The sequence below is a fragment of the Thioalkalivibrio sp. XN8 genome, from assembly GCF_011058255.1.
Classification (GTDB): domain Bacteria; phylum Pseudomonadota; class Gammaproteobacteria; order Steroidobacterales; family XN24; genus XN24.
In genome coordinates this window covers 1-21,992 of sequence record NZ_JAALFH010000017.1, presented here as the reverse complement: position 1 = coordinate 21,992, position 21,992 = coordinate 1, and the positions used below count along the sequence as shown (strand labels likewise).

The 21,992-nt window shown below is 69.1% G+C and carries 14 protein-coding genes and 1 pseudogene; 5 read left to right on the top strand and 10 right to left on the bottom strand.

Annotated elements, in window-relative coordinates; all coding sequences use genetic code 11:
* Positions 1–117: 117 nt before the first annotated feature.
* Both G6N75_RS02495 and G6N75_RS02490 read right to left on the bottom strand, forming a co-directional pair.
* Positions 118–3,273, bottom strand: coding sequence for an efflux RND transporter permease subunit (locus G6N75_RS02495; RefSeq protein ID WP_165346492.1), 3,156 nt, complete (start codon positions 3,271–3,273; stop codon positions 118–120).
* Complete coding sequence (locus G6N75_RS02490) at positions 3,270–4,511, bottom strand: efflux RND transporter periplasmic adaptor subunit (RefSeq protein WP_165346491.1); 1,242 nt, start codon at positions 4,509–4,511, stop codon at positions 3,270–3,272. Before G6N75_RS02490 ends, G6N75_RS02495 begins: the two co-directional genes overlap by 4 nt.
* Before the next feature lie 155 nt (positions 4,512–4,666).
* On the opposite strand from G6N75_RS02490, the gene G6N75_RS02485 reads away from it, so the two are divergent.
* Complete coding sequence (locus G6N75_RS02485) at positions 4,667–5,500, top strand: sterol desaturase family protein (RefSeq protein ID WP_165346490.1); 834 nt, start codon at positions 4,667–4,669, stop codon at positions 5,498–5,500.
* On the top strand, positions 5,493–6,455 hold the full coding sequence (arsS, locus tag G6N75_RS02480) for an arsenosugar biosynthesis radical SAM (seleno)protein ArsS (RefSeq protein WP_165346489.1): 963 nt from the start codon (positions 5,493–5,495) through the stop codon (positions 6,453–6,455). The genes G6N75_RS02485 and arsS overlap by 8 nt, the downstream gene beginning before the upstream one ends.
* Positions 6,456–6,469: 14 nt before the next feature.
* Here arsS and G6N75_RS02475 read toward each other — a convergent pair whose 3' ends face one another.
* On the bottom strand, positions 6,470–7,594 hold the full coding sequence (locus tag G6N75_RS02475) for a porin (RefSeq protein ID WP_165346488.1): 1,125 nt from the start codon (positions 7,592–7,594) through the stop codon (positions 6,470–6,472).
* A 208-nt stretch (positions 7,595–7,802) separates the two neighbouring features.
* Here G6N75_RS02475 and G6N75_RS02470 point away from each other — a divergent pair, with 208 nt between their 5' ends.
* Positions 7,803–9,137, top strand: a complete 1,335-nt coding sequence (locus G6N75_RS02470) for an MFS transporter (RefSeq protein WP_165346487.1) — start codon at positions 7,803–7,805, stop codon at positions 9,135–9,137.
* A gap of 309 nt (positions 9,138–9,446) precedes the next feature.
* Here the strand turns inward: G6N75_RS02470 and G6N75_RS02465 are convergent, their stop codons facing one another.
* The 7 genes from G6N75_RS02465 to G6N75_RS02435 all read right to left on the bottom strand — a co-directional run bounded on the left by G6N75_RS02465 (position 9,447) and on the right by G6N75_RS02435 (position 21,296).
* Positions 9,447–10,868, bottom strand: a complete 1,422-nt coding sequence (locus G6N75_RS02465; RefSeq protein WP_165346486.1) for an efflux transporter outer membrane subunit — start codon at positions 10,866–10,868, stop codon at positions 9,447–9,449.
* Positions 10,865–14,011 carry a multidrug efflux RND transporter permease subunit gene (locus tag G6N75_RS02460; RefSeq protein ID WP_165346485.1) on the bottom strand — a complete coding sequence of 1,049 codons (3,147 nt, stop codon included), beginning with the start codon at positions 14,009–14,011 and terminating at the stop codon, positions 10,865–10,867. Before G6N75_RS02460 ends, G6N75_RS02465 begins: the two co-directional genes overlap by 4 nt.
* Positions 14,012–14,015: 4 nt before the next feature.
* The gene (locus G6N75_RS02455; protein ID WP_165346484.1) at positions 14,016–15,197 is read right to left on the bottom strand and encodes an efflux RND transporter periplasmic adaptor subunit; all 1,182 of its coding nucleotides are present in this window, start codon (positions 15,195–15,197) and stop codon (positions 14,016–14,018) included.
* 86 nt (positions 15,198–15,283) lie between these two features.
* Positions 15,284–16,996 (bottom strand): TIGR04190 family B12-binding domain/radical SAM domain protein, encoded by a 1,713-nt coding sequence (locus G6N75_RS02450; RefSeq protein WP_165346483.1) that lies wholly within the window; start codon positions 16,994–16,996, stop codon positions 15,284–15,286.
* An 11-nt stretch (positions 16,997–17,007) separates the two neighbouring features.
* Entirely contained in the window at positions 17,008–18,216 is a 1,209-nt protein-coding gene (locus G6N75_RS02445) for an HlyD family efflux transporter periplasmic adaptor subunit (protein ID WP_346765471.1), read from the bottom strand.
* A 3-nt stretch (positions 18,217–18,219) separates the two neighbouring features.
* A complete protein-coding gene (locus tag G6N75_RS02440; RefSeq protein ID WP_165346498.1) occupies positions 18,220–20,586 on the bottom strand; it encodes an ABC transporter permease in 2,367 nt (788 codons plus the stop codon).
* Positions 20,586–21,296 (bottom strand): ABC transporter ATP-binding protein, encoded by a 711-nt coding sequence (locus G6N75_RS02435; protein ID WP_165346482.1) that lies wholly within the window; start codon positions 21,294–21,296, stop codon positions 20,586–20,588. The genes G6N75_RS02440 and G6N75_RS02435 overlap by 1 nt, the downstream gene beginning before the upstream one ends.
* 103 nt (positions 21,297–21,399) lie before the next feature.
* On the opposite strand from G6N75_RS02435, the gene G6N75_RS02430 reads away from it, so the two are divergent.
* Together G6N75_RS02430 and G6N75_RS02425 are read left to right on the top strand one after the other, a co-directional pair.
* On the top strand, positions 21,400–21,645 hold the full coding sequence (locus G6N75_RS02430; protein ID WP_165346481.1) for a hypothetical protein: 246 nt from the start codon (positions 21,400–21,402) through the stop codon (positions 21,643–21,645).
* Between the two features lie 51 nt (positions 21,646–21,696).
* Positions 21,697–21,992, top strand: a pseudogene (locus tag G6N75_RS02425) (hypothetical protein); the annotation flags it as partial.

Genomic DNA, 21,992 nt, shown 5'->3' with positions numbered 1-21,992 from the left:
AACCCTAAATGAAGATAATTCTCAATTAGAGAACTCTCATTTAGATACGGGTGAAATGTGCGCCCCTGGGGCGTTGTCATGTTTGACTCAGGTCAGTTTGCGCCTAAGCGATTTCCCCTAGGTGTGCGCCGCAGCAGAATCAGCGCCGGTCCGGCCCCGGCGCCCGAACAGCCGGCCCATGAGGCCGCGGAAATCCTCCAGCACGAGGTAGTTCAGCGGCACCAGGACCAGGGTGATGAAGGTGGCGAAGAGGATGCCGAAGCCGAGCGACACTGCCATGGGGATCAGGAACTGGGCCTGGGTAGACTTCTCGAAGATCAGCGGCGTCAGGCCGGCGAAGGTCGTCAGCGAGGTCAGCAACACCGGCCGCAGGCGCGCCACGCCCGCAGTGGCGACCGCCTCCATCAGCGCCATGCCCTCGGCGCGCCGGCGGTTGATGTAATCGACCAGCACCAGGCTGTCGTTCACCACCACGCCGGTCAGCGCCAGCATGCCCATCAGGCTCATGATGGTGAGGCTCATGTCCATGATCATGTGGCCGAGCATGGCCCCGGCCGCGCCGAAGGGGATGACGCTCATGACGATGAGCGGCTGCAGGTAGGAGCGGAAGGGAATTGCCAGCAGGCAGTAGATGGCGAACAGCACGAACAGGAGCCCGTAGCCCAGGCTGCCGAAGGATTCACGCTGCTCGCGCGCCTCGCCCTCCAGGCTGAAGCTCACGCCGGCGTAGCGCTTGACCTCGGCGGCCAGGAATTCGTTCAGGTCGCGCTTGATGGCCTCGACGTCGGCCGTCTCCTTGTTGACGTCGGCGGTGACGTTGATGGTGCGGTTGCGATCCACCCGGCGGATCTGCGAGAAGCCGCGGCCGTATTCGGCGCTGGCCACTTCCGCGAAGGGCACCTCGGCGCCGTCCGGTGTGCGGATGCGCATGGAGTCCAGGCTCTCCAGCGAGCGGCGCTCGGACTCCGGAAAGCGCACGTAGACGCGCACCTCTTCGCGGCCGCGCTGGATGCGCTGGACCTCGAAGCCGAAGAAGGCGTGGCGCACCTGGCGCGCCAGGTCCTCGAGGGTGATGCCGAGCAGCTCGGCCTCGGGCCGGATCTGCAGGCGGATCTCTTCCTTGCCCTGCTCGAAGCTGTCGGTGATGTCGTACACGCCGGGATAGGTCGCCAGCCGCTCGCGCACCTGGCTCGCCAGCGTGCGCAGGACGGTGAAGTCCGGACCGGCGATCTGGATGTCCAGCGGCGACCCGCCCATGCCGATCTCGGCCCGGAAGCTGACCTCCTTGGCGCCGGGGATCTGGCCGATACTCTGGCGCCACTCGCGCACCAGCCCGGAGCTGGTGACTTCGACCGTGCGCTGCTCCGGCGGCATGATCTCGAACACCACGCGGCCCACGTCCGTCCGGGGCGCTCCCCCGCCGCCGACGGAGCCGACGGAGGCGAGAATGCCCTGGATCACGCTCTCGCCGGTCACGGGATCGACATAGCGGTCGCGCAGCGCCTCGGCCTCGGCATTGATGCGACGGATCGCGGCTTCGGTCGCCTCGAAGGGCGTGCCGGGCGGCATGGTGACGGTCGCCGAGGCGGTCTCGGCCTGGATCCGCGGGAAGAAAATGAAGCGCAGGTGCCCGCCGATGGCGATGCTGAACATGATGATCAGCGCCGCCAGGAACAGCGTTCCGGCCAGGTAACGGTTACGCAGCGACCAGTTCAGCATCGGCGCGTAGGCGGCGCGCGTGCCGCGCTCCAGGCCCCGCTGGACGGTGGCCTGCAAGCGGCTCAGCGGGCCGTCGCTCTGCCCGTTGCGGATGCGCACGTGCTTGAGATGGGCCGGGAGGATGAGCTTGGACTCGACCAGCGAGAACAGCAGCACCGGGATCACGATCAGCGGGATCTGGGCAAAGATCTGGCCCCGCACGCCTTCGATCATCAACAGCGGGGTGAAAGCGACCACCGTGGTCAGCACCCCGAAAGTAACCGGCACGGCGATTTCCTGGGTGCCGCGGATGGACGCCTGGAGCGGGTCCTCGCCCTTCTGCAGGCGGGAGAAAATGTTCTCGCCCGTGACGATGGCGTCGTCCACCACGATGCCGAGCACCAGGATGAAGGCGAACAGGCTGATCAGGTTGATGGTGACGCCGAAGACCGGCATCAGGGCGATGCCGCCCATGAAGGCGACCGGGATGCCGATCACCACCCAGGCGGCCACCGCCGGGCGCAGGAACAGCGTCAGCAGCACCAGGATCAGGATGCCGCCCTGGATGGCGCTCTTGATGAGAGTGTTGAGCCGAGCCTCGACGACCCGGGACTGGTCGCGCCAGTAGTCGAGGTCTACGCCGGGCGGCAGCCAGTCGGGTGGATCGGCGATGTAGCCGCGCACGACCTCGGCCACTTCCAGCGCGCTCTGGTCGCCGACCCGATAGACGTCGATGAAGGCGGCGGGCCGGTCGTTGTAACGGAACATCAGCGGGTCCTCGCTGAACCCGTCCCGCACCCGGCCGATGTCGGCGATGGTGAGCTTGGCGCCGCCCTCGGTGCTGCGCACCACGATGTCCTCGAACTCCGCCCCGACCCGGGCCTGGCCCTGGGTGCGGATCAGGACCTCGCCCCCGGCGGTGCGGACGGAGCCGGCCGCCAGGTCCAGCGAGGTCCGCCGCACGGCCGACGCGACCTGCTCCAGGGTCAGGCCGTACTCCCGCAGCGTCTGTTCCGACACCTCGATGGAAATCTCGTAGGGCCGGACGCCGTCGAGCTCCACCTGGGTGATCTGCGGCAGGTCCACCAGTTCGTCGCGCACGCGCTCGGCGACCAGCCGCAGCTCGGACTCCGACAGCTCGCCCGAGACGATCACGGTGATGACGTCGCGACGGATCTCGGGGATGTAGACCACCGGCCGCTCACTGTCGACCGGGAACGTGGAGATCGCGTCGACGCGCGCCTTGACGTCGTTCATGAGCTCGCGCGGGTCGGCGCTGTTCTCCACCTCGATCACGACGGTGCCGAGGTTCTCGACGGCGGTGGAGCGCAGCGTCTTGATGCCCTCCAGGTCCTGCACCGCCTCCTCGATCTTGACGGTGATGCCCTCCTCGACCTCCGAGGGCGTGGCGCCGGGGAAGGGCACGCGCACGATCACGTTGCGCAGCTCGAAAGCCGGGAACACTTCCAGCGGAATCTTCGCCGTCAGCCCCCAGGCGCCCAGCCCGAGGATCGTCAGCATCAGCAGGTTCGCGGCGACATCATTGCGCGTGAACCAGGCGATCATGCCCTTCATCGCGGCGCCTCCTGGGTCGCTACCCGGTCAGCCGCCGGGGCGCCACGGTCCGGCCGCTCGCTGGGTGCCGGGGCCACGCCGTCGATGGTCGCGCTCACCAGCGTGCCATCGGCAGCCACCGCCAGCGGCGTCACGTTGACCACGTCCCCGGGCTCCAGGCCGGCCACCACCACGGCGTCCTCGCCGTCGGTCCACGCCACCTCGACCGGCCGGCGCTGCAGGCGGCTCTCGTCGTCCACCACCAGCACCCGGTCACCGTCGCGCAGCGCGGCACGGGGGATCACGAAAGCCCCCGGCAGGACCCGGCCCTCGATCTCCGCCTCGACGAACTGGCCGATGCGCAACGGCGGCCGGTCACCCCCGCCGCGGCGGTAGGGGTTATCGACCTGGGCCACCACGAACAGCTGCCGGCTGCGGGTGTCGATCGCCCCCTCGGCCCGCACGATCCGGCCCTCCCAGGCCCAGCTCTCCCGGCCGAAGCCGGCCTTCAGGCGGACCGCCGGGCCGGTCGTGGCTTGCGCGTCGTCGCGAAAGCGCTCCGGCAGCTCGACGAACTCCAGCTGCCGGCCGGACAGCGGCAGGCGGATCTGGACGAAATCGGTGGCGTAGACCCGCGCCAGCACGGTCCCGGGCGAGACGAACTGGCCCACGTCGACATTCTTCTCCAGCACCTGGCCCTCGTAGGGAGCCCGGATCCGCGTGCGCTGCAGGTCGACCTGGGCCCGCTCCAGCTGCGCCTGGGCCGAGAGCAGCGCGGCCCGCGCCGCCGCGATCTGGGGCTTGCGCAGGCCCAGCTCCGGCGCTTCCTTGCCGAGCATGCGCCAGTCGTCCTCGACGACCTTGGCCTGGGCGATCTCCTGCTCGAGGGCGGACTCGGCCTGGGCCACCTGGGCCTCGGCACTGGCGATGGCCAGCTGGTAATCACGCGCATCCAGCTTCACCAGCACTTCGCCCTGCTCGAAGAAGCCGCCCTCGCGGAAGGAGGGCGAGATCTCGACGATCTGGCCGGACACCTGCGGAATCAGGGTGCTCTGGGTCCTGGGCTCCACCGTGCCCTCGCTGCGCACGATCACCCGGTAGTCCTCGGGCTGGACGCGGATGGCCTCGACCGCCACCGGCACCACCGGCGGATTGAACTGCGGCGCCTCGGGTCGCTGCGAAATGATGTAGCGGCCGCCGGCGAGGGCGGCGAGCACGACGGCGACGGGAAGAATCCACTTGAGCAACTTGCCGATCATCTGGTCCTGCCTGGAGCAACGGTTCCGCAGAGCGGAAGGGACGGCATTGTAATCGTCTCGCGGCCGCAATCGGATCCGGGGCCGCGGAATTCACGAAAAATATACATTCCCGCAGCGTGGTTGCTGCCATCAAGCTCCGGAGGCACCCTGTCGCCATGGAACTGACCCAAAACGAGGGCCTGCTGCGCCTGCTGGCCTTCGGCGCCGTGTTCGCGCTGCTGCTGTTCGCCCAGTGGCGCTGGCCCGCACGCGGCGACGGGCGTCCGTCCAGGCGCCAGGCGGTCAATCTCGGCATGGTGCTGCTCGGCACCGCGGTGCTGCGCTTCGGCTTCCCCGTGCTCGCCGTGGGCTGGGCCGTTGTCATCCATGGCGGGGGCCTGTTCGGCCAGCTGCCGTGGCCCGCCTGGCTCGAGTTCGCGCTGGCCGTGCTGCTGCTGGACCTCACGCTGTACTGGCAGCACCGGCTCATGCACCAGGTGCCGCTGCTGTGGCGGCTGCATCGCGTGCATCACTGCGATACGGCGTTCGACGTCACCACCGGTGTGAGGTTCCACCCATTGGAAATCGCCCTCTCCATGGGCCTCAAGCTGGGCGTCATCACGCTGCTCGGACCGCACCCGGCCGCCGTGCTGGCGTTCGAGGTGCTGCTCAGCCTGGGCTCGCTGTTCACCCATACCGACATCGCCTTCCCCAGGAAACTCGACCGGCCGGTGCGCTGGCTCTTCGTCACGCCGTCCATGCACCGGATCCATCATTCCACCTGGCGGCGGGAGACCGACAGCAACTACGGCTTCCACCTTTCGGTGTGGGACCGGTTGTTCCGCAGCTACACCGCCGAGCCTCGCGAGGACGAGCGGCGCATGCCGATCGGGCTCGAACAATGGCGGGAACCCCGCGACCAGGGACTGGTCTCTCTGTTGCTCAACCCCTTCCGGCCGGCGCCGCGGCCCGGCCGGCCGGGCGCCGCCGCCGGAGAGCCTGATGCGTGACACCCTGTCGCTGCTGCTCGAGACCGAGTTTCCGCGCCTCCGGCGCGAGCGGCTCGACACGCTGCAGCTCAACCTCGGCTACCTGTGCAACCTGGCCTGCGTCCACTGCCACGTGAACGCCGGCCCGAACCGCAAGGAACTGATGGACCGGGAGACCATGGAGCTGGCGCTGGCCGTGGCCGGGCGCCACGGCGTGGGCACGCTCGACCTCACCGGCGGCTCGCCGGAGATGAACCCGGAATTTCGCTGGCTGGTGCGCGCGGCGCGGAGCCGCGGGCTCCATGTCATGGACCGGCTCAACCCGACCATCATGCGCGAGCCGGGCTACGAATGGGTCGGCCCTTTCCTGGCCGAGCACCGGCTCGAGATCATTGCCTCGCTGCCCTGCTACTCGCGCGAGAACGTCGACGCCCAGCGCGGCAACGGCGTGTTCGAAGCCTCCATCAGCGCGCTCAAGGAACTCAACTCGCTCGGCTACGGGCGGCCCGGCTCCGGCCTCGCGCTGAACCTGGTGTACAACCCGCTCGGGGCCTCGCTGCCGCCGCCGCAACAGGCGCTGGAAGCCGACTACAAGCGCCTGCTCGGGGAGGAATTCGGCATCGAGTTCAACGCCCTGTTCACCATCACCAACATGCCGATCAAGCGCTTTGGCGCCGTCCTGCTGTCCAAGGGGCAGTACGACGATTACATGGTGCTGCTGAAGAACGCCTACCGCGCGGACAACCTGAAGAGCGTCATGTGCCGGAACCTGCTGAGCATCGATTACCAGGGCTATCTCTACGACTGCGACTTCAACCAGATGCTCGGCCTGCCGGTCGGCGAGGGCGGGGACAGGCCCCACCTGCGCGACCTGCTGAAGCCCGAAAAAAAGCTCCCCCGCCGCATCGCGGTGGGGGAGCACTGTTACGGCTGCACCGCCGGCCAGGGATCCAGCTGCGGCGGCGCACTCAGCTAGCTAGCCCGCTGTGATCAGAAGTAGTAGCCGAGGTTGATGTTCAGCCGCGACCGCCACCGCTCGGCGGAGGCCTGGTTGAGACCGATGCCGTCGCCGCCCGCGAACCACATGTTCTTGCCGGCGATCCAGTCGACGTAGGTGTACAGCCCGCCGGCCGAGAAGGCGCAGCCGGTGACGTTCTGGATCGACTCGGCCGAGTTGTCCACGCGCGGGTCGATGTAGGTGAAATTGTTGTAGCAGGTCATGCCCGTGACCGGGCCCCAGCTGAGATCGAAGGACCGGGCCACGTTGGCCGAGTAGACCTCGCCCTTGGCCGCCATCAGGAAGGGGAAGGCAAAGGCGCCGAGCTGCACGAAGTCGTCCGAGACGCCGACCGGGTTCTCCGGGTTGAACTCGTAGGCCACGCCCTGCAGCTGCAGGTTCCACTTGCCGTAGTTGCCGTCCATGTGCGCGGCCACGGCCCAGCGGTCGCCGGTATCCGTGGTGATGTTGTTGTAAATCTGCCCCGCTTCGAGGCTGAAGCCCAGCTCCGTGCTGCTGTCCTCGCCGTGGTCCAGGGCGCGGGCGGCGCGGAAGTTCACCTGGTTGATCTCGGCGTTCTGCTGGTCGCCAGCCGTCACCAGGTCGAAGGAATAGCGTTCGGTGCGGCTGTCATCGGCGTATTCGGGATTCTTGAAGAAGGCGTAGTGGAAATCCCAGTCGCCTGCATCCTGGACGAACTTCACGCCGGTGTCGTAGTCGTCCTCGAAGCCCATGTAGTAAGTGCCGCCGAACCAGAAGCTGTGGGAGGCGTAGGGCAGGATGCCGAAAGGCACCTGCGTGATGCCCAGCTCGACGTGCCGCTTGTCATCGAACTCGTAACCGAACCAGGCGTGGTGGATGGCCTGGAAGTCGTTGTAGCGGCGCCATTCGGCGTTGAGGATCACGTCGCCGACCGTGCCGCGCACGTTGATCCGAAACAGCTCGAGCTCGAAGTCCCCGAGGCGGTCCTTGTTGGTGTCGTCGTAGTCGCGCCAGGCATAGTTCAGCCGGACCGCCCCGCCGAACTCGATGCCCTCTTCTTCCTCGGCCGGAGCCGTGGCGGGCAGGGTTAACAGGCATGCGGCCAGCGCCGCGGTTAAGTTCCGTCCATGTCTCATCGTGCTCCCCAATGTGTATCAACTGGTTCGGTCCCGGCATCGGGCCCCGCGGGCGACAGCGTCGCCCCTTTGTTAGACTCTTGGCTCAACTGAAACAGTCTAGTTACTTGCGCGGGTTAATCAACCCGTTGTTTTGCTTAGCATTTATGGGTGCCCAGGCAGCGCTCCCCTGACGCCTGCCGAAAGGCGCCGAGCGCAAGAAAACGCCGTGACCACCGCCCCCGTCCGCCTGCCCACGCCCGTGCTGCTGCTGTTCGGCCTGGTCAACCTGCCGCTGTCGATGCTGATGTCGCCGACGGCCGCGATCCTGCCCAACTTCTACCTCGAGTACAGCGCGGTGACGCTGGCCGGGCTGGCCACGGCGACCCTCATGGCACGCCTGTTCGACGGCCTCACCGACCCGCTGATCGGCTACCTCTCGGACCGCTCGGGACACCGCAAGCCGTGGATGGCGCTGGGCGCGCTGGCAGTCGCTGCCGGCACCTGGTTCCTGTTCAACCCGGCGGCGGAGGCAGGGCTGTTGCACCTGCTGGCCTGGTACCTGCTGGTCACGCTGGGCTGGACGCTGGTGGAGATCCCGCACACCGCCATGGCAGCCGAGCTGTCGACCGGCTACCACGAGCGCTCGCGCATCATGCTGTGGCGCCAGCTGCTCGGCTTCGCCGGCGGGATCCTGTTCATGGCGTCGCCGATGCTCCTGGTCGGCGGCAGCACGGAGTTCAGCCCGGCCGTGATGCGCGTGCTGGCGCTGTTCATCATGCTCGCCCTGCCGCTGGCCGTGGCGCTGATGTGCTTCACCGTTCCCGAGCCGGCCCGCCGCGTCCGGTCCCGCCGGCTCCGCCCGGGCGACCTGTGGCGGGCACTGCGGGACAACCCGCCGCTGCAATACTTCCTGCTCACCCAGGTCCTGTTCGGCCTGGCTACCGGCGCCGTGGCCAGCCTGTTCGTGATCTACACCAGCCAGTATCTCGGCCTGCCGGACAAGGTGCCCCATATTGCGCTGCCCATGACCCTGGCCATGGCGCTGGGCATGCCGCTGTGGCTGCAGGTGATGCGACGGATCGAAAAGCACCGCGCCTGGGCGCTGGCAGGCGGCGGCATGATCCTCACGCTGTTGTGGGTGCCGACGCTGGCCCCCGGGGCGCAATCGCTCGGGCCGATGATGGCCATCATGACCAGCTTCGGCTTCTTTCTCGGCCTGTCCTCGATCGCCCTGCCGTCGCTGCTGGCGGACATCGTGGACTACGACATCTGGCGCAATCGCCACGACCGGGCAGCGATCTTTTTTTCTTTCCAGGCGCTGGTGACGAAGCTGAACCAGGGTGTGGGCGGGGCGATCGCGCTGTCGATTCCGGCGCTGTTCGGGTTCACGGCGAAGGAAGCCCTGACGGCGGAGGGCGCGCTCGGGCTGAAAGTGGCTTTCGTGGCCTGGCCGTGCGTGCTGTTGCTCCCGATGCTGGTGCTCGCGTGGCGCTACCCGCTCGGCCGGCAGGCGCACTCGATCCTGTCGCGCAGGATCCTGGGAAGGAAGAAGCTGGCCTGAACCGGGGCGAAGGCTACACGGCGAACCATTTCGCGGTGCGCGCTTCGCCCCCCTCTAGCCTGGGGCTCTCAGGCGCGCCGGGCGTGCGCCTGGCGGCGGCGACGACGGCTACGGCGACCCAGGCGGGCCTCTTGATCGGTCGGTGCCAGGCGTTTCCTGGCAGCAGTCTTGCGGGTTTCCATGGCAGCCTCCGTGGCAGGAATGAGTCTAAAGCGCCACGCATCTTAGCCGGGGGGAAATACCCAGAATCTGACCTAGGTCATCTTCGCAGATGATTGTTTTAAGTAGTTTTCCTGATCGTGATGGCGGTCACATTCCGCCCTCCGCCACGGCGTTTCCGGCGGCGTTCCAGCCGCCCCCGAGCGCCCGGTAGAGGGTGATCATGTTGACCTGCTGCGCCTGCCGCGCAGCGACCGCCGCCAGCTCGGCTGCGAACAGCTCGTTGTCGGCGTACAGCACCTCGAGGAAGCTCGCCGCCCCGGCGTCGAACCGCATGCGCGCGAGCCGGCTGTATTCGCGCAGGGCATCAGCCCGCCGGCTCAGCGCCACGTAGTTGCCGGCCGTCGCGGTCACGCCGGCCAGGGCGTCGTTGACCTCCCGCAGGGCCTCGAGCACCGTGGCCTCGTAACCCAGCAGGGCCTCCTCGCGCGCAGCCTCGGCCGCCGCCACCTGGGCGCTCACCGCACCGCCGGTGAACAGCGGGCCCGCGATCGACGCCCCCGCGCTCCAGCTCCGCGCCGCGCTGTCCGTCAGGTCGCCGAGCGCGGCGCTGACTTGCCCGAGGGCGCCGGTCAGGGAGATCTCCGGGAAGTACAGGGCCTTGGCCGCGCCGACATCCGCGTTGGCGGCTACCAGGTTCTGCTCGGCCTGCAGCACGTCGGGGCGGCGCTCGAGCAGCTCCGACGGCAGCGCGGCGGGCACCGGCGGGATGACGAACTCGGCCAGCGCGCGCCCGCGCGGAATCGCCTCGGGCGTCTCGCCGAGCAGGATCGACAACAGGTTTTCCTGCGTGGCGATCTGCCCCTCCAGCAACGGGATGATGGCCGCAGCCTGCTGGTACTGCGACTCGACCTGCGCGACCTCGAGGCCGGACACCACCCCTTCGCGATGCCGCAGGTGGAAGATTTCCAGCGTGCCCTCGTAGTTCGTCGCCGTGGCGCGCGCAATCTCCAGCTGGCGGTCGAGCGAGCGCAGGCCGACGTAGGCCGAGGCCACGCTCGCCGTGAGCGACAGCATCACGCCCAGCTGCGCCTGGTAGCTGGCGTAGACACGGGCCTGCGCCGCCTCCGACTCGCGTTGCACGCGGCCGAACAGGTCCAGCTGCCAGCTGGCGCTGAGCGCCGCCTGGTACTGCGTGCTGTAGGGATCGGCGCCGGCCGGCAGCAGCAGCTCGCTGGTGCGGCTGCGCTCGGCCCCGATGCCGTAGCCGAGCTGCGGCATCAGCCCCGAACGTGCCGCCTGCAGCCCGGCGCTGAAGCGCGCCACGCGGGCAGCGGCCAGGCGCACATCGAGGTTCTGCGCCAGCGCGGTGGCAATGAGCTCGTCCAGCACCGGGTCCCCCAGCTCGGTCCACCATTCGGCGTTGGCCAGCTCGATCGCCTCGGCCGGCATGACCCGCCAGTCTTCCGGCAGCGGGAGCTCGGGCCGCTCGTAGTCCGGGCCGACCGCGCAGGCCGTCAGCGCCGCGGCGAGGCACACGACGGCAAGGCGGCGCGCGCCGGCGGCCATCATGACGGCCCTCCGCCGGGGGCCGGCCGCCCGGCCGCCGGCGCTGCCGGCTTGCCGCGCTCCAGCAGCACGAAGAACAGCGGCACGAAGAAGGAGGCGATGAGAGTCGAGGCGAGCATGCCGCCGATCACGCCGGTGCCGATGGCGTGCAGGCTGTTGGCGCCGGGCCCGGTGGCGATCGCCATCGGCACGCAGCCGAGAATGAAGGCCAGCGAGGTCATGACGATCGGCCGCAGGCGCGCCCGGGCCGCCTCCGCCGCGGCGTCCTCCGGCGCCATGCCGTTACGGATGTTCTCGACGGCGAACTCGGTGATCAGGATCGCGTTCTTGGCCGACAGCCCGATCAGGGTCACCAGGCCCACCTGGAAATACACGTCGTTCTCCAGCCCCCGGCCCCAGGTCAACAGCAGGGCCCCGAAGATGGCGAAGGGCACCGCCAGCAACACACCGAAAGGCAGCGTCCATTTCTCGTACTGCGCGGCCAGGATCAGGAACACCATGATGATGCCGAAGACGAAGGCGATCGCCGAGGTGCCGCCGGCCTGCTTCTCCTCGTAGGCCTGCCCGGCCCAGGCATAGCCATAGCCCTCGGGCAGGACTTCGGTCGCGACCGCCTCCATGGCTGCCAGCGCCTGGCCGGAACTGAAGCCGGGCGCCGCGCTGCCGGTGACCTTGGCGGCCGGGAAGCCGTTGAAACGGCTCAGCAGCGTCGGACCGGCCGAGAAGCGCCGCTCGGCGACGGCCGACAGCGGCACGACATCGCCCTCGCGCGACGTCAGGTAGATGCCGTCGAGGTCGCTCGGGTCGTCGCGATATTCGCCCTCCGCCTGCATGATGACCTGCCAGACGCGGCCGAACTGCGTGAACTGGGAAACGAACACCGAGCCGAAATAGGCCTGCAGGGTGGTGTACACGTCCTGCACCGGCACGCCGAGCAGCTCGGCGCGGGGCCGGTCCACGTCCAGGTAGAGCTGCTGCTGGCTGGCGGCATAGGTGCTGGACACGCCCGCCAGCTCGGGCCGCTGGCGCGCCGCGGCGACGAAGGCCTGCACCGCCTGGCCCAGCTGCTCGGAGCTGCCGCCGCCGCGGTCCTGCAGGTAGAAATCGAAGCCGCCGGTCACGCCCAGGCCCGGCACCGCCGGCGGGTTGACCGCGAACGCCAGCCCGGTCTTCACCGTCGCCAGCTCCCGCTGCAGGTCGGCGATGGCGGTGAAGGCCGTCTCGCCGGTCCCGCTGCGCTCTTCAAAGGACTCGAGGGCGACGAACATGGCCGAGGCATTGCTGCGCGTCTGGCCGTCCAGCAGGCTGAAGCCGTCGATCTGGGCAGCGTCGGCGATGGCCGGGTGGTCGAGCAGGATCTCCGTCACCCGGTCGCTGGTGGCGGTGGTCCGCTCCAGGCTGGCCGCGTCGGGCAGCATGACCGCGGTGAAGATGTAGCCCTGGTCCTCCTCCGGCACGAAGCTGGACGGCACCATGCGGAACAGCGCGAAGATCGCGCCGAGGGTGGCGAGAAACAGGCCGATGCCGACCAGGCGGTGGTGCAGCAGCCAGCGCACCCCGGCCACGTAGTAGTCGGTGACGCGCTCGAAGCCGCGCTCGAAGGCCAGGAAGAAACCCTTTTTCTCGCCGTGCCCGCGCTTGAGAATCAGGGCGGAGAGCGCCGGCGACAGCGTCAGCGCCACGATGCCCGAAAACACCATGGCGATGGCGATGGTGATGGCGAACTGCTTGTACAGCGTGCCGGTCATCCCGCCGAGGAAAGCCACGGGCACGAACACCGCCGCCAGCACCAGCACGATCGAGATCAGCGCGCCGGTCAGCTCGTGCATGGCCTCGTGGGCGGCCTCGCGCGGCGACATGCCCTTGGTGGCCATCTTGTGCTCGACGGCCTCGACCACGATGATCGCGTCGTCCACCACCAGGCCGATGGCCAGGATCATGCCGAACAGCGTCAGCATGTTGGTGGAGAAACCCAGCAGGTAGATGCCGATATAGGCGCCGACGATGGCGATGGGGACCGCCAGCAACGGGATGACGGTCGCGCGCAGGCTCTGCAGGAACAGGAACACCACCAGCACCACCAGCACCACCGCCTCGAAGAAGGTGTGCACGACCTTCTCGATGGAGGCGGCGGTGAACTCGCTGGTGTCCATTACTACCTTGTACTCGAGGCCGTCCGGGAAACCCGCCGAGAGCTCTTCGAGCAGCGCGCGCACGCGCGCGGAGGTGTCGAGGGCGTTCGAGCCGGGCTGCTGGTAGACCACGAGGGCCGCGGCGTTGCGCCCGTTGATCTTGCTTTCCACGAAGTAGCTCTGCGAGCCCAGCTCCGCGCGCGCCACGTCCCGGAGGCGGACAATGGCGGCGTCGCTGCTCGGGCCGCCGGTGCGGATGATGATGTCCTCGAACTCGGCCGGGACTTGGAGCATTCCCTGGCTGGTGATGGGAAAGTTCTGCTGGGTGCCGGGCGGGACCGGCGCCTGGCCGATCTGGCCGACCCCGAAAGCCTGGTTCTGGCCGCGGATGGCGTTCGCCACCTCGGCCGTGGTGACGCCGAGCTGCGCCATCCGGTTGGGCTGCAGCCAGACCCGCATCGCCACCTCGGGCGGCGGGAACACGCTGGCCAGGTTGGCCCCCGGCTGGCGCTTCACCGCATCCAGCACGTAGAGGTTGACGTAGTTGCGCAGGAACAGCGGGTCGATCGAGTCGTCCTCGGAGAAGAAACTGACCAGCATCATGAAGCTGGAGGATTTCTTCTCGACCTTCACGCCCTGGCGCGTGACGACTTCCGGCAGCTGCGCGAGCGCCTGGCTGACCCGGTTCTGGGTATTGACCTGGGCGATGTCCGGATCCGTGCCGGGCGCAAAGGTCACGGTCAGGGTCATGGCGCCCGACGAGGAGCTGGTCGAACTCATGTAGATCATGCCGTCGACGCCGTTGACCTGCTGCTCGATCGGCGCGGCGACGGTGTTGGCGATGACTTCGGCAGTGGCGCCCGGATAGACCGCCGTCACGGTCACCGTAGGCGGCGCCACCTCGGGGTACTGCGCCACCGGCGTGGCGCGCAGGGCGGCGAAGCCGGCCAGCAGGATGACGATAGAGATGACCGACGCGAATACCGGTCGATCGATGAAAAACCCGGGGCCCATGCGGCTACTCGCCGGCCGCGGCGTCGGCCGGCAGGGCCGGGACCGGTCGCACCGGCACCCCGGGCGCGAGGCGCTGGAAACCGTCCGTGATCAGCGTCTCGCCGCCGTTGAGGCCGTGCTCGATCAGCCAGTCCGGTCCGATCCAGTCGCCCACCACGACCGGCCGGAGCTCGGCCACCTGCTGGGCGTTCACCAGCCAGACCACGTGCCCGTCGGCCGATTTCTGCACCGCCCGCTGCGGCAGCACGATGGCATCGGGCCGCCGGGCGCCCTTCAGCCTGGCAGTGACGAACATCCCGGGGCGCAGCGCCAGGTCCGGGTTGGGCACCACCGCACGCACGGTGAAAGTGCCGGTGCGTCGGTCGTAGGACGGGTCGGCGAAATCGAGCTCGCCCTCGTGCGGGAACACGCGCCCGCCAGACAGCACCACCTCGACCTGGTAACGGTCGTTCTCCGGGGACACGTACAGGCCCTCGCGCTCGCGCTGCTCGCGCCGCGCCGCCTCGTTCTGGGACACGCTGAAGTTCACCCAGATGGGATCGAGCTGGGCCACGTAGGCCAGGTTGGCGGAGGCGCCCTGGGCGTTGAGGAAGGTGCCCTCGCGCTGCTGGGCGGCGCCCGCCATGCCGGTGACCGGCGAGCGGATGGTCGCGTAGCCCAGGTTCAGCTCGGCCTGGCGCAGGCGGGCGCGCGCCGTGTACAACGCCGCCTTGGCCGCCTGTTGCTCGCCGATCGCCCGATCGAGATCAGCCTGGCTGAGCGCGTCGGCGGCCGCCAGCGGCCGGGTGCGTTCCAGGTTGGCTTCGGCGGTGGCCAGGCGCGCCTGCGAGGCCTCCACCTCGCCCTGCGCCATGTCCAGCTGGGCCTCCAGGGGCTTGCGGTCCATCTCGAACATGACCTCGCCGGCCTCGATCAGCCCGCCCTCGGTGTAAGTAATCGCCTCCAGGAAGCCCGAGACCCGCGCCACGACCTCGACCTGGCGCGAGCTCTCCGTCTGGGCGACACGGGAGGTGACGACCGGCACGGTGCGGGCCTCGACCTGCTGCACCACCACCGGGACCGGGGCCCGCGGGGCCGCGGGCGGCTGTTGCTCGCAGGCGGTGAGGGCGAGAGCGAGCCCCAGGAGGCCGATCGGCGCGAGCATGGCGCGTCGCAGCCCGGCCCCGGGCGAAGTGAGCGTGTTCATAAGTCTTTCCCCGCGACGACCGCGCCATCATGCCGGAAGGCCGCCACCGGCTCAATTGGCCGGCGCCCGGAATGAGCGCCCGGTAGTCAGCCGCGCAGCGTCTGCAGCACGACCCGGCCAATGGCCGGCAGCCGGAAGCTCAGCAGGCCTCGCTGCCAGAACAGCTCCCGCTTGTCGCACACCGTGCTGTGGCTGAACCGCGCGATCTCGCCATGCAGTTCCTCGGCGGCGCGCGGGTCCATCCGGCCGTCATGCCGGTCCCGCAGCCGGGCACGCAGCCGGCGCGCTTCGGCGATCCCCTGCGCCACCCCGTCGGCCCGGCGCGGGGAAATGTAGCCGTGGCGGCGCTTGAGCTCGTTCAGCCGCTCGGCCGCATCGTAGGTCGCATCGACCAGCTGGGAACGCGTCATCCATTCCGTCTCGTAGTTCAGGATGTGCTCCCAGCTCGGCTGCAGCAGCAGCTCGCGGTGTTCCTTCACGGTATGGGCCAGCTTGCGGTAGCCGAAGCGCTCCGGCTGCTCGAAGATCTGGCTGCCCGGATCGAGGAACGGGCCCATCGGCGAGATGAAGCACTGGAGCCTGCGGTCGCCCCAGCCGAACAGTTCACCGCAGTACTCCACCGTCTCCATCACCGACCTGTGGTCCTGCTGTGGCAGCCCGATCATGAAGAACACGTCGATGCGCCGGCAGTCCAGCTTGAGCGCCTCCCGCAGCATGTGTTCCATGGCCTCGTTCTCGTAACCCGCCTGGCCTTCCATCGCGTGGCGCACCACCCGGTCATGGCTTTCGGGCGAGATTTCGAAACTCCAGTTCGGCAGCCTGGCGTCGATATAGCGCAGGAATTCGACCGGCGGGACGTCGAAGAACTCGAAGCAGATCTCGTTGTCGGCGCCGGTGGCGGCCATCTCGTCGATGCAGGCCTCGGCATACTTGCGCCCGCCCTGCAGGAGGTCCCCGGGCATGACGATCGGCCCGCGCGAGAACCCACCGATGGCCGCCACGTTGGCCGCCAGGTTCGCCGGGCTGCGGAATACCGGCTTGCGCCTTCCGGTCATCATCGCGCAGGTGGTGTTCGAACTGCCGCAGGTAATGCACTGGAAAGCGCAGCCCTTGAGCGGCAGCACCATGGTGGTGGGATTGCTCAGCCAGCCGCGGAACGGCAGGACGCCGGTGATGTCACGGTGCCGGATCGCCATCTCGATCAGCAGCTCGGGATGGACATCGATGTAGTCGAGCGAGCGCGGCACGTAGCTGAGCGGGTTGGTCCGGACCTGGCCCCCCTCCCGCCAGACCAGGTTGGGAATCGCGTCGAGCGGCCCGCCGTCGCGCAGCGCGACCAGCAGCTGGTGCAGCGGCGGTTCGGTGCTGTCGCCGCGCAGCACGAAGTCGATCTCCGGATAATCGCGCACCAGCTCCTCGTGATAGTAGGTCGCCGACAGCCCGCCGAAGATCACCGGCACGTCCGGATGGACCGCCTTGGCCAGGCGCGCGATCTCGATCGCGCCGTGACAGTGCGGCATCCAGTGCAGATCGATTCCGATGGCCGCGGGCCGCTGCGCCGCCAGGAACTCGCGCACGTCGAAGGCCGGATCCGTCAGCATCCGCAGCGCGACATTGACGATGCGCACGCGCATGCCCTGCTGCTTCAGGTAACCCGCCATGGTCAGGAAGCCGATCGGGTAGATCTCGAACATCACCGACGACGGCACCATGTCGCTGACCGGCCCGTACAGGATCGACTGCTGGCGAAAGTCGTAGACGCTCGGCGGGTGCAGCAACAGCAGGTCGACAACCTTCATTGCAGGAAATCCTAGCCGGCGTCCGCGCCGTAACGCTCGACCCGCATGCCGTCCTCGAGTTCGTCCCCGGGATGCACCACGACGCGCTCGCCCGCCTCGAGCCCGTCCAGCACCTCGGTGAGCAGCCCGCTGCCCTGGCCGGTGCGCACGTTGACGAGGCGGGCGCGGCCGTCGCGCACCACGAAGGCCGCCCAGTCGTCGCCCCTGCGGAACAGCGCGCCGGCCGGGACGGTCAGCGCGTCCTCGCGCTCCCAGGTGATGAAGCGTGCCTCGACACGATAGCCGTCCCCGAGCCGCCGCCAGAGCTCTGCCGGCGCCGCGAAGTCGGCGATGACGAGCACGCGCTGCTCCTCGACCCCGAGGGCGCTGACCTTGGTAAAGCCGGTCGGCTCGACGGTCCGCACCCGCCCCTCCAGCGCCTGCTCGCCGCCCCAGCGCTCGAACAGCACGCGGCCGCCGGGCTCGATGCGCACCGCGTCGCGCGACAGCACCTCGACCTCGACTTCGAGCGCCTGGGGATCGCCGACTTCCAGCAGCGGCTGCCCGGACGCCACCACCGCGGCGCTTTCCTGCATGCGCTTGAGCAGCCGGCCGTCCACGGGCGAAACGACCTCGATCGGGCCGGCCTCTGCGCCGCTCGCCGCGGCGCCGGCATAACGCAGGGTCGCTTCCGCCGCCTCGAGCTCGTGGCGGGCGACATCGACGGCGGAGGCGGCGGCCTGGGCCGCGGCTTCCATGGCGCGCTTCCGGCTCTGGGCCTGGTCGTACTCGGCCCGCGGCACCAGCTGGCGCGCCAGCAGCTCGGCCCGGCGCGCGAACTCATCGGCCGCCAGCTCCGCCTCGCTCTCGGCCTGGCGCAGCATCTTCTCCGCCCGGACCAGGCCCGAGCGCGCCGCGGCCGCCCGGGCCTCGGCTTCCGCGCGCGTGCGCGGGTCCAGCATGGCCGAGGGCAGGGGATCGATCACGGCCAGCGGCTGTCCGGCCGTCACCGGGTCGCCGACTTCCAGCTCGACGCGGCGCAGGTAGCCGGCCACCGGCGCGTGGAGCGCGTAACGCTCCTTCACGCGCGTGCGGCCTTCCTCCTCGACCGTCACCTGCAGCGGACGGCGGGCCACCTCGTCGGTCTCGACCAGCACCGGGCGCGGCCAGAAACCCCAGGCCAGGCCGGCGCCGAGCAGCACGGCGATCACTATGATTCCCTTGTAGCGACCTGCGAGCACGACTCACTCCCTCGTCTTCAGCACCTCGATCAGATCGAGGCGACTCAGCTTGTGCCAGATCAGCACAGCGGTAATGGCAAACGATACCAGCACCACTGCCGCGGCGAGCGCGTAAGTGGCCGGCGAAACGATCAGCGGGATGCGGTAGAGGTCGGAGGAGAAGGCCTGGGCCACGTAGGCGGTGAGCGCGTTCCCGAACAGGAAGCCGACCGGGATGGCCGCCAGCGTCAGCAGGCCGATCTCGCCGAGCAGGATGTAGCCGACCTCGGCCTGGGTGAAGCCCAGCACCCGCAGCGAAGCCAGTTCGCGGCTCCGCTCGGAAAGCGCGATCCGCGCCGAGTTGTAGACCACGCCGAAAGCGATGAAGCCGCCCAGCAGCGCCGTGATGAACGTGAAGTAGAGAATCGTCTCCTCCATCATCTCGTTGAACTGGCGGATGGCCGTGGCGCGCACCACGGTGCCGGCGACCCGCGGCATCTCGCGCAGCTCGTGATAGATCTCCGCCTGGAGTTTCGAGTCCACCGCCAGCCGTGCGCCGGAGATGGCCGGACCCTCGCCCATCAGGCGGTTCAGCGCGGCGCGGTCCATGTAGGCGTTCACGCCGAGGTACTGCCGGGTCGTGCCGACCACCGGCACTTCCAGCACCGGCCGTTCGCCCTCGAGCACCTCCAGCGTCAGCACCTCGCCCGGCCTGATGTGCAGGATGTCGGTGGCCAGGTACTCGGTCAGGACGATCCCCTCCGGCGGGATCGGCACCGGCTCGAGCTCCGCGTTCAGCACCCGCTGCAGCTCGCCGCCGGGCGCGATGCCCTCGACGGCCGTGCGGTAGCTCCGGTGGCCGTGGACCAGGCGCGCCGGCACCGAGCGATGCGCCTCGACGTGCGTCACCCCGTCGATAGCGCCGAGCGAGTAGACTGCCCGCTGCGGCGTCGGGTCGGTGAATGTGACCGACAGGTCTTCCCGGCTGCTGAGGTCGTACTGCACGCCGACCATCCACTGGATGGCGTCGCGCTGGAAGTTGGTCATCATCAGGATGCCGCAGGCGGCGGCGATGCCGAGGATGCCCAGCCCCGCCTTGAGCGGGCGGCGGGTCAGGTGCCGGATGATCATCCGCGTCGGCTCGGCCAGGCGACGCTGGAGGCCGAGCCGCTCGATGGCGGTGGCGCGGTAGGTCGGCGGCGGCTCCGGCCGCATGCCCTCGGCCGGCGGCAGTGCCGCAGCGCGGCGCACCGCCCATGCGGTGCCGAGCATCGCGGCGCCCACCGTCACCACTGCGGCCTGCAACAGGATCATGGGGTCGAGGCGGAACTGCAGGTAGGGGAAACTGTAGAACTCCTGGTAGATGTTGCTGAGCCCCCGGGCGAAACGCGCGCCCAGGGCCGCGCCCAGCACCAGGCCGATGGACGTGATCAGCAGCACCAGCTTGGTGTAGTGCACGCCCACCTGGAAATTGCCGTAGCCGAAGGCCTTCAGGGTCGCGATCTGCTCCCGCTCGGTGGCGACCAGGCGCCCGATGACCACGTTCAGCAGGAAGGCGGCGACGCCGAGGAAGATCACCGGGAAGATGGTCGCCATGGTCTCCAGGCCGCGCAGCTCCTCGGTGATGAAGCGGTGGCTGAACTGGTCCTCGCGGGGATAGGCGCCGAGCCCGCCATAGCGCGCCAGCACCTGGTCCACCCGGTCGATGACGTCCTGCGCCTGGGTGCCCCGCTGCAGGGAAAAGGTGGCGTCGTTGAAGGCGCCGTCCATGTCGTAGGCGGTGGCCAGCGCCTTGCGGTTCATCCACAGGATGCCGTAGCGCTCGTAGTCCGGGAACACCGCGCCCGGCGGGATGGCGTACATGAACTCGGGCGAGAGCGCGATGCCGACGATGTCGAGCTGCTTGCGCCGGCCGCGGATCACCGCCACCAGCTCATCGCCCGGCTCGAAGCCGTGCGCATCGGCAAAGTCCTCGTTGATCGCAACCTCGGCCTCGGCGCGCGGCGCCGGCAGGCGGCCACGGCGCAGGTAGGGCACGTTCAGCCGCGGCTCGCCGAACTCGGGCAGCGAGTTGATCAGGCCGGTCACGGGATCCCCGAAACCTTCGACCTCGATATTCACCGGCGCCACCACCCGGGTCTCGACCTGGTTCACGCCGGGCAGGGCGGCAAGCTGCTCGGCCACCGACTCCGGCGCCCGTACCAGGTTGACGAACACGTCCGCGAAGCGCTGCCGGTCGTAGTAGCGCTCCTGGGTCACCTTGAGCGACTGGTAGGTGACCAGCGACATGACGAACGTCGAGATGCCGCCGACCAGCACCAGCGAGATCGCGAGCGCCATGCCCCGCATGTGCCAGAGATCCCGGAACAGCTTGCGGTCCAGGGCGCGCATCACCAGCTCAGCTCGGCGGCCGGCTTGCGGGTATCGTTGCGCTCCGAGCCGGAGATGCGGCCGTCCGCCATGTGAATCACGCGGTCGGCCATCTGGGCGATGACCACGTTGTGGGTGATGACGACCGTGGTCGTGCCCAGCTCGCGGTTGGCGCGCGCCAGCGCCTCCAGCACCACCACCCCGGTGGCCGAGTCGAGCGCCCCGGTGGGCTCGTCGCAGAGGAGCACCGCGGGGTTCTTGGCGATGGCCCGGGCGATCGCGACGCGCTGCTGCTCGCCGCCGGAGAGCTGGGCCGGGAAGTGATCCAGCCGCTGGCCCATCCCGACCAGTTCGAGCGCTTCCTCCGGCCGCATCGGCTCGGTGGCGATCTCGGTTACCGCAGCGACGTTCTCGCGGGCCGTCAGGCTCGGGATGAGATTGTAGAATTGGAACACGAAGCCGACATGATCGCGTCTAAAGGCCGTCAGTTCGCGTTCGTTCGCTGCGGCAAGGTTGTGTCCGGAGTACCACACCTCGCCCGAGGTGGCGCTGTCCAGGCCGCCCAGGATGTTCAGCAGCGTGGACTTGCCGCTGCCGGAAGGGCCCAGCAGCACGACGAATTCGCCCTCGTACAGGTCGAGGTCGACCTCGCGCAGGGCGACCACGTCGACCTCGCCCATGTGGTAGACCTTGCGCAGGCCGCGCGCCCGGAACACGACGTTCTTCGCCATCCCTGCAGCATAGCCCGGCGGCGACGCTCTGCCGATGCGTGCTTTGCACAGTTGTGACGCGGCACGATTGCCCGGCGCGGCCGACTGGGCTAACTTCCGCGGCATGTCATCGCTGCGCGAACAGGTCGAACAACTCCTGCCGAACTGGGAGAGCTGGTATCCGAGCCTGTTCGATGCCGCGCGCGACCTCGGGCTGATCCGCGCGCGGGTCTGCGACCCCGGCACGCTGCTGCTCTCCAACCGCCATGCGGGCGTGAACAGCGAGGCCGCCCGGGCCCATCGCGAGCAATGGAGCGTCGAGGACGAGCAAGCGCCGGCCCGGCCGCCGCGCCGCAAGACGAGGCGCTGAGCCCGGCCGAGCTGCGTCGTTCCTCCATAATTTGGGCATATCCTCCGGGGCATGAGCCTGGGCATCACCACCAAGCTGTTCGTCGGCGTGCTCGCTACCAGCGTGCTGGTCGCGCTGGTGATGGCGGTCGTCGGCCAGTGGGCGTTCCAGCGCGATTTCCGCCGCTACATCGAGGCGGCCGAAGAGCGGCGGGCGGAGGCCCTGGCCGAGACGCTCGGGGACATCTACGCCGAGACCGGCGACTGGGGGCTCCTGGCGGGCGCCGAGCGGCGCTGGCGGGCCGTGCTCCGCGGGCGCGCCCGGCTGCGCGGCATCGAGCCGGCCGACGCGGGGCTGCGGCATCGGCG

Coding starts and splice junctions, on each gene's coding strand:
- arsS (WP_165346489.1), top strand. CDS start 5,493: ATGCGTGACACCCTGTCGCTGCTGCTCGAGACCGAGTTTCCGCGCCTC.
- G6N75_RS02475 (WP_165346488.1), bottom strand. CDS start 7,594: ATGAGACATGGACGGAACTTAACCGCGGCGCTGGCCGCATGCCTGTTA.
- G6N75_RS02460 (WP_165346485.1), bottom strand. CDS start 14,011: ATGGGCCCCGGGTTTTTCATCGATCGACCGGTATTCGCGTCGGTCATC.
- G6N75_RS02490 (WP_165346491.1), bottom strand. CDS start 4,511: ATGATCGGCAAGTTGCTCAAGTGGATTCTTCCCGTCGCCGTCGTGCTC.
- G6N75_RS02465 (WP_165346486.1), bottom strand. CDS start 10,868: ATGATGGCCGCCGGCGCGCGCCGCCTTGCCGTCGTGTGCCTCGCCGCG.
- G6N75_RS02495 (WP_165346492.1), bottom strand. CDS start 3,273: ATGAAGGGCATGATCGCCTGGTTCACGCGCAATGATGTCGCCGCGAAC.
- G6N75_RS02435 (WP_165346482.1), bottom strand. CDS start 21,296: ATGGCGAAGAACGTCGTGTTCCGGGCGCGCGGCCTGCGCAAGGTCTAC.
- G6N75_RS02430 (WP_165346481.1), top strand. CDS start 21,400: ATGTCATCGCTGCGCGAACAGGTCGAACAACTCCTGCCGAACTGGGAG.
- G6N75_RS02450 (WP_165346483.1), bottom strand. CDS start 16,996: ATGAAGGTTGTCGACCTGCTGTTGCTGCACCCGCCGAGCGTCTACGAC.
- G6N75_RS02485 (WP_165346490.1), top strand. CDS start 4,667: ATGGAACTGACCCAAAACGAGGGCCTGCTGCGCCTGCTGGCCTTCGGC.
- G6N75_RS02440 (WP_165346498.1), bottom strand. CDS start 20,586: ATGCGCGCCCTGGACCGCAAGCTGTTCCGGGATCTCTGGCACATGCGG.
- G6N75_RS02455 (WP_165346484.1), bottom strand. CDS start 15,197: ATGAACACGCTCACTTCGCCCGGGGCCGGGCTGCGACGCGCCATGCTC.